Origin of the sequence: Gloeocapsopsis crepidinum LEGE 06123 (assembly GCF_015207655.1) — a bacterium.
Taxonomy (GTDB): domain Bacteria; phylum Cyanobacteriota; class Cyanobacteriia; order Cyanobacteriales; family Chroococcidiopsidaceae; genus Gloeocapsopsis; species Gloeocapsopsis crepidinum.
Genome location: NZ_JADEWN010000039.1, coordinates 40,775 through 52,648 on the forward strand (window position 1 = coordinate 40,775; position 11,874 = coordinate 52,648).

Consider the following 11,874-nt stretch of genomic DNA (forward strand, 5'->3'; position numbering starts at 1 on the left):
ATGCCCTCCGACTGGAGTCGGGGCTATCCAGGCAAAGTGTACCAAGGTACACTAAAACAAGATTTTTATGAGTAAGTCCACGGAGGTGGACTTTGTTTATTTAGCGGCGAATTCATTCGCGATTCTCTTTATGCAGGAGGTTTCAGGATTAGGATGAAGAAATAGAACTCGCATTTATTTGGCGATCTGAGAAAATATTTTGACTGTTATCTAATACATTGCATTCAATATTGATAGGTAAGGCAAAAAAACCTAATGAAGGTGGGTTGCCAACGACTGCTAATGGCAACATATCAAAGCGGCGATCGAGTTGCGTTATGCTATGGTTCTCTCCTAATTCGGCAACTCCAGCAGAGACAGTATAATTTCCTGGAGACATATAACATTGCCAACTAAATTCAATGACTACCATACTTTTTGCCAAAGTAGGAGCTAAGTCTTTTTTAGAGTGAAAAGTATTAGTTCCAATAATAGGAATACCTTTTAAATCTTTGATAGCAAAGCCTACAAATGGACGAACAACTTCACGATAAAAATAAATTGTGATACGTACAGTAATTATGTCTGCCCATTCTACAGTTTGAGTAGTTGTCCCTTGAGAATTGACAACTTCTACACTAATGACTTCTGCACCACCAAAACCAATCCTCGATTCACCTATTTGATTGTCATTTTTTTGTTCATACTTTTGTTGAAAACTTGCTAAGTCGGTATTTTGATCGGCTTCTCTTTGAGCAATTAAGCTTTTGTATGCTAAAGCAACTTGGCGAGGTTCGCCTTGAGATATCATTAAACTCTTGTCAAGTAAGATGGCGCGATCGCACAGTTGCAGAATACTTGTCAGATCGTGAGAAACAAATAAAATTGTTTTCCCATCTTGATAAAATTGCTCAATTTTTCTAAAGCACTTGCGCTGAAAAAGAATATCTCCTACAGATAGCGCTTCATCAATGATGAGTATTTCTGGATTGACATGAGTCGCTACTGCAAATGCTAGCCGGACAAACATACCGCTAGAATAAGTTTTTACAGGTTGATCGATAAACTCTCCAATGTCTGCAAAAGCTGCAATTTCATCAAATTTATTTTCAAGTTCTTCTTGGGTCATCCCTAATAAGCGACCATTAAAAAAGACATTTTGACGACCCGTAAACTCTGGATTAAAACCACTACCTAGTTCTAGTAACGCTGAAATTCGACCGTTGACTGTTACTGCTCCTGTTGTTGGTGTTAGAGTTCCTACAATAATTTGCAATAATGTACTTTTACCAGAGCCATTTTGTCCGATAATGCCTAAAGTGTGTCCTTTAGGAATCTCTAGGTCAATATCCCGCAATGCCCAAAATTCTTCTGCTCTACTTTTCCCTGGTAACAGTATTTCCTTAAGTCGTTCAACGGGGTGAGGATATCGCTTATAGCATTTCGAGACATTTTTTAATGAAATTGCAATTTCTTCAGCCATTGTTTCACATTTACCCCTCAAAACTCCCACACATCAACTGCTAGTCAAACAAAATTACCAGGTTCGACTTGCAGCGATCGCATTTATTTCCCCAGTTCAATTAACTTAGTCATGCGACAAAATGATGACTCTACCTACCTCCAACATGATTTGATTCTAGAGTACGTCAGCAAATGCAGGACGCAAACGTCGATAAATCAACAAACCAACATAAAAAATGACTGCGGATAACATCGTAGCCACTCCCAATTCTCCCCAGTGCCGCACTTCTCCTTGCAGGATGATGTCTCGATGAGTTTCGACAATTGCGGTCATTGGATTGAGCCAAAATACCCAATTTCTCCATCCTTCAGGAATCAGCGATGCTGGATAGATAATTGGTGTTGCATAAAACCACAAATTCATCACAACGACCAAGGTCTGTGGTATATCTCGGAGAAACACCGTCAGTCCAGCAGCTAAATATCCAATGCCAGCTGTTAATAGTAATTGCGGTATCCATATCAGTGGTAGCAGCCAAAGCGTAACGTGAACGATCTGTGTTGTGATTGCCACGAGTAAAATCAACACTATCAATCCCAAGGAACTTTCAATAAAGGCAGCACAAACAGGTACTAAAGGCAATAGTGCTAGCGGAAACACCACTTTCTTGACTAAGTTTGATTGGTTAATGACACAGGTTGCTGCTGGTAAAAATCCATTCAAAAATGCTGTCCAGGGTAGCAATCCAGCAAATAGCCATAGTCCGTACATGAAGTTATTTTCTGGTAAACCCTCTAAACTCAGCCTGACCCGCAAAACAATGGAAAATACATAGGTGAAAATTAGTAACTGCGACAGCTGATTGAGTAAAGGCCATAAGTTGCCTAAAACTGAGCCTTTGTATCTTGCCTCTAGTTCTCGCAACACTAGTATTCTGAGTAAATCTAGCTTTGCCCACCATTGCTCACTAAATGGGAGTAAACGCCTAGTTTGACCAGCTTTTCGGACAACGCCTTTAATTGTTTGTCGCAATTTTCACATCCTCGCTCACTACCGACACACCACACTTTTTGAGACGATTTTGATTGAGTTTACCTCTTAATAGTGAATAAATCAGATAGTTCGCTTAGGTTCTACTAAGCACAAGATTGTATCGGAAATTTTCTATAACGCAATACTTAATTAAGGCATCTAGCATCAGTGTTGAGAGCAAAAGTCATCACCAGTCAACAAAAATCATCGAAATCTAGTGACGACTAGCGCTTGGAGCCAAAGATTCCGCTACACTGGGTCATGGTTCACTTGCGTTGTAAGTTGGCATGGAAATCGGACAACAAGTTAAGGTCTGTCGTTTAAGAGATCGAGTATCACCGCTAATTATCAAGCGCCTAGGCAAAATCGGTACTGTCAAAGGCTATAAAATGCTTGATGGTAGTAATGTTGGCGTCGTCGTTCAATTTGAAGACCAATTTGCCACTTGGTTTTTTGAAGACGAACTCAAAGTTATGCAGTAGGGGTGATACTGGGGGTAGCTGTCCCTAGATATACATAACTAGAAAACCCCCTTAAATGAAAACTGCTTAGGAAATATTGTAATGGCGCTGATATTGACCTTTTTAGGGAAAAGTGGTGGCGATCGCCAAAAGATTGCGATCGCTGCTGCCAAAAAATTTGCAAACGAAGGCAAACGCGTCCTCTTGACAGGACGAGATACTGGACCTGGATTGAGTTTACTACTCAACACCTCACTCAGTTCTACACCACAGCAAATATCTCCCAACCTCGAAGCGGTACAACTCAAAACCTCTGGTTTGCTAGAACGCAGTTGGGAGGAAGTCAAGAAGTTAGAAGCGCAATACCTGCGCACGCCCATTCTGAAAGACGTTTACGGACAAGAACTGCCAGTTTTACCAGGAATGGATAGTGCGTTAGAACTTAATGCCCTACGCGAATACGATGCGAGTGGTAAATACGACGTTATCCTCTACGAGAGTAGCGGTGACTCTACTACACTGCGAATGCTAGGCATGGCAGAAAGCTTGAGTTGGTACGTGCGACGCTTTCGGCAATTGTTTACTAATTCTGATTTAGGTAAAGCAATTGCTGAATCACCATTTATTCAACCTTTGATTAGCAGTTTTCTCAATGTCAATTGGACGGCAGATAACTTTGCTCAGCCTACCAATCAAATTAATAACATCCTAGAACAGGGCAAAGCTGCACTTGCTGATCCAAAACGCGTTGCTTCATTTTTAGTGACAACCGATGACCCACTTGATATTGCAAATGTTCGTTATTTGTGGGGAAGTGCCCAACAAGTAGGTTTAATTGTCGGTGGTGTTATTCTCCACTCCGCTGATACGACAATTGCCAATTTATCAAATTCATTTGATCCGTTGCCCGTTACAGTTGTTACCGGTCATACTTTAGATGACACGCAGCTAATGAACGCTTTACCTGATTTTGTCCAGCAGGCACAACAAGCTCCTAAACCGATAGAAATTATGGTTGCAGCAAGTCAAGTACGCCTATTTTTACCTGGATTTGATAAAAAAGAAGTCAAGCTGACGCAATCAGGTCCAGAGATTACAGTAGAAGCAGGCGACCAGCGGCGCAACATTTTTTTACCCCCTGGTTTGAGTGGGAAACAAATTGCTGGTGCTAAATTTCAAAACAACTATTTGACAATATCTTTCTAGAAGCTGTCAAGTAAAATATTATGTCTAACTCAACTCCTCCACCCTTTCAACCTGCTGATGAGCCACTCAATACAACACCAGATGCAGTGAATACTAATCCTAGTCAACCAGCACCGATAACACCAACAGAACGTAGTGCCAAAACTCGGCAACTACTAGGGATGAAAGGTGCTGCGTCAGGAGAAACATCAATTTGGAAAATCCGCCTGCAACTGATGAAGCCGATTACGTGGATTCCCTTGATTTGGGGCGTAGTCTGTGGCGCAGCTTCTTCGGGCGAATACACTTGGACACTAGAAAATGTCTTAAAAGCAGCAACCTGTATGCTACTTGCAGGACCATTACTGACGGGTTACACGCAAACACTCAATGATTTTTACGATCGCGAAATTGATGCGATCAACGAACCTTACCGCCCCATTCCTTCGGGAGCAATTTCAGTTCCTCAAGTCGTCAGCCAAATTTTGTTATTACTTGGTGCAGGAATCGCTCTAGCGTTTGTCCTTGATCGCTGGGTGAATCACGACTTCCCGACAATTACAACACTAGCGCTAGGTGGTTCATTCTTGGCATACATCTACTCAGCACCTCCTTTGAAACTTAAGCGCAATGGCTGGTTGGGAAATTATGCTTTAGGGGCAAGCTACATTGCTTTGCCGTGGTGGACAGGTCATGCTTTATTTGGTGACTTGAACTGGACAATTGCAATTCTGACTTTGATCTACAGTATGGCTGGATTGGGAATTGCTGTTGTGAATGACTTTAAAAGCGTAGAAGGCGATCGCCAATTAGGATTAAAATCACTGCCAGTGATGTTTGGTATAAACACCGCCGCTTGGATCTGTGTTGCCACGATCGACTTATTTCAAGCAGGAATTGCCGCTTACTTGATTGGTATTGGTGAAAATTTGTACGCAGCAATTTTACTATTGCTATTAATTCCCCAAATTACCTTTCAGGATATGTATTTCCTGCGCGATCCACTTAAAAATGACGTCAAGTATCAAGCAAGTGCCCAACCGTTCCTCGTGTTAGGAATGCTCGTTGCTGGCTTGGCACTAGGTCATGCAGGTGTGTAAGAGGGGTGAGGATTGAGGGACGAGGGGCGAGGGAATCCTTACAGTTAAATTCAGGGGTTTAAGAGCAAGAAACATTTTGCACGGCTTTTCCTTGAATAAGTCTGCGTTTGTCGTATCCATTTTAGGGTTGGTTCTTAAGTTCCCCCTGACTCCAAACCTCTGATCTCTTCTAATCTTCGTGACGTAACTGCCAGGCAGCACCAAGTGCAGCTCCTGCACCAGCAATGAAACCAGTACTAATTCCTTGTAAAGTATTCGTGACAGGATCTTGAGTTAAGCATTCGCTTGTCACATTAGCAGCCTTTAAACACTGTTTGCTTTCTGCCCAGCTTGCAGTTCCTCCCAAAATGACTCCAGCGGCACTGCAAGAAACAATTAGCAATAAGAGACGCTTTGCTTTTCTATCCATAGATGGATGCTAAAAATAATAAGTTGCGGTATATACTACCTAATTTACCCTGAAATTTCTAATTTCAATCAATTTGTAAGTCAAAAAGTAAGCGAGCATAAATATCTAAAGGATCGTTGATTGCTTGCAAGGTGGCGATCTCGTTTTGAAGTTTCTGCAATTCAGTTTTTAGGGGAACCGGAATAGATTGCTCAAATGAATAATCTTGAACTAGTAGCCGCAGACCACTACCTAATGCTAAAAGTCTTGCGTCAAAAGTACGGACTTCAGGATATTCTTGTAATTGCCAATCGTTGCCTAATTTAGCTTGCTTTGCAGCATACTGAATCGCCATATCCAGACCACCGATTTCATCAACTAATCCAACTTCTTTAGCCGCCAAACCAGACCAGACTCGCCCTTGAGCGATTTCTGCTACTTTTGACACTGGTAGGTTACGCGATCGCGCAACTCTGTTAAGAAAAATATTATACAATCGTTCTGCTGTCCGCTGCGATCGCGTCAGTTCTTGCTCAGATAGAGGACGAGCAATTGTTTGGCTATCAGCATAGCGACCTGTTTTAATTGTGTCCCAGGTAATACCATTATCATTAGCAAGCTGTTGGATGTTAAATCGCAGCCCAAAAACACCAATCGAACCTGTCACAGTATTCGGTTCAGCAAAGATCCGGTTAGCATCAGTTGCGATCCAGTAGCCACCAGAAGCAGCGTAATCACCCATTGAGACAACAACAGGTTTAACTTGACGCGCCAGTTGCAACTCGCGCTGAATTTCTTCGGAAGCTGTCGCACTACCACCGCGACTATTTACCCGCAAAACAACGGCTTTAACTTGATCGTCTTGGCGAAGTGTGCGGATTGTCCTCGCAAAGCGATCGCTTCCTACTTGTCCAGTGCCACCTTGCCCATTAACGATTGTTCCTTCGGCATAAACAACAGCAATCTTGTTACGATGATTGCGTTCTGTCCGCCTTTTACTCAACTGTGCATAGCTTGGTAAGCTGATTTGCCGAAATGTACGACTTTCTTTTGTTTCTCCTGTTAACTGCTTTAATCGTTGCAAAACCTCATCAAAATAACCGACTTGATCGACCAAACCACTTGCTTGTGCTTCATCAGGTAACAAAATGCCTTGATTGTCAGCGATCGCTTGTAATTGCGTTCTATTTACCTGGCGACTGTTACTGACTGCATTGAGCCATTCTCCCCAGACATCACTTAATAGGCGTTGCAATTGTTGGCGGTTTTCGGAACTTAATTGCGATCGCGTAAAAGGTTCAACCGAACCTTTGAATTTACCTACCCGAATCACTTGGACGCCAACCCCATATTTTTCTAAAGCATCAGCAAAAAATACAGGTTGACTACTTAATCCATTAAGTTCCATTGCACCCAAAGGGTTCACAATGATTGTATCGGCGACTGAACTCAAATAATAATCTTTCTGGCGCCATTCTGTATTATAAGCAACAATTGTTTTTCCAGAAGCACGAAATCTTTCTAATGCTTGACGCACTTCTTTCAACGTAGCAAAGCCAGCATTACTACTTTCACCAGTGCTGCGACTACCATCAAGATACAAGCCAACAATTCGATTATCCTGCTGCGCTTGTTCTAAAGCGTCTAATACTGCACGCAAATTAGCCTGATTACTGTCTTCTCCCGATAAGGTTTGCAGAATTGCACTCGTGTTGGAACTCGGTTGCGCATCAGTAATATTTAAAGACAAATCAAAAACAAGGACTGATTGCTCTTTTAGTTGTGGTTCTGTATCTCTAGATGCTACAACAACAAGTAACAACAGTAATCCACCAGTTCCTACACCAACAAAGATTAACAGTCCTAGTAACGTTCCGATAATACTGGCTATGGTTTGTTTGAAAAAGTTACGCATTGAAAGGAGCTATAGCGTGTTTCCACACTAGTTTAATTTAGTTGACAGAAGACTTAGAGAAGAGGGTATTTTGAGTTTTGAATTAAAAGGATTGTCTCAACTTTCTTAAACTTATAACTCATAACTTGCTTAGTTTCCCTATCTCTCAGTCTCCTTTGCTTCTAACTTCTCTCTGTCTCTTGCTGCGATCGCGCGGTTTTGAGGACTTCTACAAGCTGAGTTAAAGCGTACTCTAATTCAAAGCCAGGATCGCTAGCAACCCAACCATCAGAAGTAAGATATCGGCTTTCAAAGTGGAGGTGAGGACCTGTGGAGTTACCAGTGCTGCCAACCAGTCCAATCACAGTGCCTTGTTCTACTTTCTCACCAGGTTTGACAAAAGTCTCAGATAAGTGAGCGTAGAGTGTTTGGTGTGGAAGAGGGTCTGAGGGTGATTTTGCTGTATTTTTATTTTTAGCTAATTCGTGTTCGAGGACAACCGTTAAACCATAGCCACCTAAAAAGTCAGACAGCCCAACCTTGCCTTTGTAAGCTGCTAGTACTGGTGTACCCATCGGCGCACCTAAGTCTGTTCCGGTATGAAAACGGCGATCGCCTGAAATTGGATGAATTCGCCAGCCAAATAAAGAGGTTATTGGGGCAGGAATTGTCAGAGGAAACAGTAAACCAGTATTTCTTTGACTGAGTTGTCCTTGGCGCAGGGTTCGGTTGTAGTAAGCTTGCGTACTAGGAGAGATACTTTGATTAACAAGAGCGATCGCTTGTTGAATATATGCAGGTGGTTTTTGGGCATCACTTGCTTTTGTTAACTGCGTGCGACTAGCAAGCACCGGCGATACACTCGCAATTTGATTACTTGCCTTTGGTGTTCGCGTAGCAGCTTGAGGACGATTAGGCATACTGCAAACACTTGCAGCATCTTGTCCGCTGCGGACAACAGCACGGCATCCTGTAGAGCGTTCTGACAATACTACTGCACTAGGTGGTTCATAAACCTTAGTAGCACCAATACTGTAATCTGTTGGGTCGATATGAGATTTACTAGAGTCCGGCGTAGGGTTAGTTGCTGTTTGACGAGTAGTAGATTGACGCGGTTGTGTCTGAACTGTGGGTACAACAGGAGTTGATGCGCTAGGAACCGGAGAAGTAGCTGATGAAACCTCTGGCTTGACTGGAACTGCAGGAGAAGCTAGTTTTTGGCGCAGTCTTTCAACTCTAGCTTGGTGCGCATCGGCTGCCGGTGCTGTCGATAAGGCTGGCTGTGATTCCTTGACCGGAATAACTATATCGATACTTTCCTGTGCAAATCCTGGTTTGTGACTGAGGAGGCTAACTATGCCAAGAGTCAAACTTGGTAATAGCAGCGAGTGCCGCCGAAGATAAGATGAAGGCGTATTGGCATTTTCGTTCCGCTGGTTCATTCATTCCTCTCAGTTGCTGTTGGTTCGCCTTGGTGGAAAATTATACTGGTTTGTCTTGTCTCAGGGAAGAGGGGGTGAGTGATTAGTTTTGAGTTTTGAGTTTTGAATTAAGAAAATATATTGATAAATCTGAGAAAAGTTTTGAATTTGAGTTTTGAATTGTTCGCTTTCCAAAGGTGCCGGAGGCAATTATCTTAAGTTTTGAGTTTTGAATTTTGTTAGCGTAGCGGTGCGTTAGCACGTTTTGAATTAAAAGATTTTTTTTAACTCATAACTCAACACTCTTAACGAGTAACTCTCTTAAACTCATAACTCAACACTTCACGACTCCCCGTCTCCCAGTATCTTAGTTTTAAAAATCAGTTCCCTCATCCTCATAACCTAATCTGATTGCCCCGACTGGTAACAAGACTTCTGTACTGTCTTGGTCTAGACGCACTCGCAGGTTGCCATTAACAGCGACGCCAATGATAATTCCTGAGTGCCCATTAATCGTAACAGTACGACCTATACTTGTCAGGAGTTGTTCGTAGGCTGGGAGAATTTCACTTCCTGCTTCGCATCCGGCTGTTATTCCCAAAATTGTTGCTGCTGCAAGCATCTCTAAAGAAGTCATGGCTGTTTCAGTTTGATGCGTCAAAAATGAGTGCAAATTAATTCCTGTTTTGGGAACAGGGTTAGCCCAATTAATACCAACGCCGATAACAGCTTGAGTGATTTTCCCCCCACAAATTTTAGTTTCAGTTAAAATTCCACCAAGTTTGCGTCCCCATAAAATTAAATCATTAGGCCACTTTAAGGTGACAGGAATACCGCGATCGCGTAAAGCAGTAGCAATTCCCCAAGCGCTACTCATTGTCAATTGATAGCTGTGAACGGCATCAAATTGAGGAGCGATCGCATAAGAAAGATATAACCCTCCTTCTCCAGAAGTCCATTGGCGTCCCCATTGTCCTCGTCCTGCAGTTTGCTGTTGTGCGATCGCAACTGTAGCTGATTTAGCTCCCTGGCTCAATAGTTGCCATAAAATTGTGTTTGTTGAGGAAACAGATTTGTAGAGATGTATAGAATAGCGCTGCAATGCTTCTCGATCGACAGCTGTTAAAATTGCTTCCAACTGTTGCTGATTCAAACTCAGAACATCTCCCTAACTGTACAGTAGGTAACTAACATTAAATATTAGTGGGTAGGCTTTCAGCCTGCCATCTCGATACAAGATTTGACTTGCTGAGTTATCCAGCTACTAGTTGTAGTTATAACTAAATAATATTGTTTGATACATACTTTAGTAGACTAATCGATGCATACTTGGCACTGGCAAACTTGGCAAGGCTTACCATATCTTACCTGTAGCATTTTAGACCCTTGGGCACATGGCTTTTTTACCCAGCAGTTTTGGTCGCGTTCTCCCGCAGAACTTGTGGAAGTATTGCAACCAACTGCAGAAGTGTATCGAGTCAAACAGGTGCATGGCAATGTTGTGCTAACTCCCTCAGAAATAACCCAAACAGCAAGTGCAGAAGAATCTTTACTACCAGCTGATGGCGTTATGACAGAACAAGCAGTGCAGTCAGCGTGGGTAGCTAGTGCTGATTGTACTCCTGTGTTGATCGCTGATTCTCGCACTGGGCAAGTTGCAGCAGTACATGCTGGATGGCGCGGCACAGCAGCTAAGATAGTTACCGTAGCGATCGCTCGTCTACAAGCTCAAGGTAGTCAATTATCCGATTTGCGCATTGCCTTAGGACCAGCAATTTCGGGTGCAGTTTACCAAGTTTCTACTCAAGTAGCGGCTCAAGTTGGCGCGACTGTGCATGAGTCTGATGATGAAGAGTTGATTTTAAATATACTGCAGCGCTTGCCCGATGCGCCAATATTGCCAGATCCTGAACCTGGACGCGTGCGACTAGACGTGCGGCGCGCGATCGCTCTTCAGTTGGAATATTTGGGGATTCGCCCAGAACAAGTGGCGATCGCTCCCTATTGTACTTATCAAGAACCGCAATGTTTTTTTTCTTACCGCCGCGATCGCCAAAAAAAAGTTCAATGGTCAGGAATTGTAAGTAGGAAGCCGATATAAAAAAGGTTTTGCCATAACTTTTATTGTATAATTTATTTTAGATTATCAAAAAAAATTAGGTAATAACCGAAACCAATGACTGACGCAGAGCATTCGTTATCCGTACTTAACAAATACTTTGCAATTTTTTGGATAATATTCACAATATTTTTATAATAAATTGGTTTTTATTTAGCTAAGCTATAAACATATTCAGGGATAACTAAATTAAACTCTATATACCGAACTAGACGCCTTTAGAGAACAACCTCTAGAGGCGTTTATAATTTGATAACCTAGCTAATTGTGGACAGATTTCTAAATTTAAAATGCCAAAGACTACACATCAAGTACAGTAACCATCTTGGCGAAAGATTTATGCAAGTTAAATACGTGACGCTGACCACATCAAATTTAGTACGACACTTGCCTGTTTTTGCAGCGGTTTCTAAAGATTAAGTTAGCATGTTTTAGGTCATTCTACTTAGCTATTAAGGCTATGGCTAGCCTAATGTGAGGCTGTAAGTTAATTAAAGTGACTTTTTAAGATGACTAAATCCAGGTTGAAATTACTATAACTAGTGTGACAAAGGAAGTAACAAACACTACAGTAATCACTTCATGAATTTCATTATCAAAAATCATACTTTTCCTTTTGGGTTTAACTTACTTAGCTATTCCAGCGTAATTAATTTTCCTTTTTAAATAGCTTGTAGGAAATACTGAAAATTATATGAAGAATTACAGCCTATTGCAAGTTTATGAGGTACAGTAAGAGGAGTACACAAATGAAGTCTAATGAAACCGTACTCGCTCGACTTGCGAGAAAAAATAGTTAAGGCATACACACAAGGTGACACCTCAATCAG

Annotated in this window: 10 protein-coding genes; 4 read left to right on the forward strand and 6 right to left on the reverse strand. The window is 42.0% G+C overall.

All coding sequences use genetic code 11. The features are described 5' to 3' along the window. Nucleotides 1-148: 148 nt before the first annotated feature. On the reverse strand, nt 149-1,462 hold the full coding sequence (locus tag IQ230_RS15765; RefSeq protein WP_193932927.1) for an ABC transporter ATP-binding protein: 1,314 nt from the start codon (nt 1,460-1,462) through the stop codon (nt 149-151). A 156-nt stretch (nt 1,463-1,618) separates the two neighbouring features. Then, entirely contained in the window at nt 1,619-2,476 is an 858-nt protein-coding gene (locus IQ230_RS15770) for an ABC transporter permease (protein ID WP_228055006.1), read from the reverse strand. A 287-nt stretch (nt 2,477-2,763) separates the two neighbouring features. Between IQ230_RS15770 and petP the strand changes: the two genes are divergently transcribed. From petP to chlG, 3 genes are all read left to right on the forward strand, one after another. After that, complete coding sequence (gene petP, locus IQ230_RS15775; protein WP_193932929.1) at nt 2,764-2,958, forward strand: cytochrome b6f subunit PetP; 195 nt, start codon at nt 2,764-2,766, stop codon at nt 2,956-2,958. Between the two features lie 81 nt (nt 2,959-3,039). Beyond that, nucleotides 3,040-4,143, forward strand: coding sequence for a Get3/ArsA fold putative tail anchor-mediating ATPase NosAFP (locus IQ230_RS15780; RefSeq protein WP_193932931.1), 1,104 nt, complete (start codon nt 3,040-3,042; stop codon nt 4,141-4,143). Nucleotides 4,144-4,163: 20 nt separating this feature from the next. Beyond that, on the forward strand, nt 4,164-5,222 hold the full coding sequence (gene chlG, locus IQ230_RS15785; protein WP_193932933.1) for a chlorophyll synthase ChlG: 1,059 nt from the start codon (nt 4,164-4,166) through the stop codon (nt 5,220-5,222). A gap of 169 nt (nt 5,223-5,391) precedes the next feature. Here the strand turns inward: chlG and IQ230_RS15790 are convergent, their stop codons facing one another. The 4 genes from IQ230_RS15790 to IQ230_RS15805 all read right to left on the reverse strand — a co-directional run bounded on the left by IQ230_RS15790 (nt 5,392) and on the right by IQ230_RS15805 (nt 10,078). Then, nucleotides 5,392-5,631, reverse strand: coding sequence for a hypothetical protein (locus IQ230_RS15790; RefSeq protein ID WP_193932935.1), 240 nt, complete (start codon nt 5,629-5,631; stop codon nt 5,392-5,394). A gap of 64 nt (nt 5,632-5,695) precedes the next feature. After that, nucleotides 5,696-7,525, reverse strand: a complete 1,830-nt coding sequence (gene sppA / locus IQ230_RS15795) for a signal peptide peptidase SppA (protein ID WP_193932937.1) — start codon at nt 7,523-7,525, stop codon at nt 5,696-5,698. 161 nt (nt 7,526-7,686) lie between these two features. Next, nucleotides 7,687-8,946: a M23 family metallopeptidase gene (locus IQ230_RS15800; RefSeq protein ID WP_193932939.1), complete on the reverse strand. Its 1,260-nt coding sequence runs from the start codon at nt 8,944-8,946 to the stop codon at nt 7,687-7,689. 352 nt (nt 8,947-9,298) lie between these two features. Then, the gene (locus tag IQ230_RS15805; protein WP_228055008.1) at nt 9,299-10,078 is read right to left on the reverse strand and encodes a biotin--[acetyl-CoA-carboxylase] ligase; all 780 of its coding nucleotides are present in this window, start codon (nt 10,076-10,078) and stop codon (nt 9,299-9,301) included. A gap of 168 nt (nt 10,079-10,246) precedes the next feature. Here IQ230_RS15805 and pgeF point away from each other — a divergent pair, with 168 nt between their 5' ends. Next, nucleotides 10,247-11,026, forward strand: coding sequence for a peptidoglycan editing factor PgeF (pgeF, locus tag IQ230_RS15810; protein ID WP_193932941.1), 780 nt, complete (start codon nt 10,247-10,249; stop codon nt 11,024-11,026). Nucleotides 11,027-11,874 lie beyond the last annotated feature (848 nt).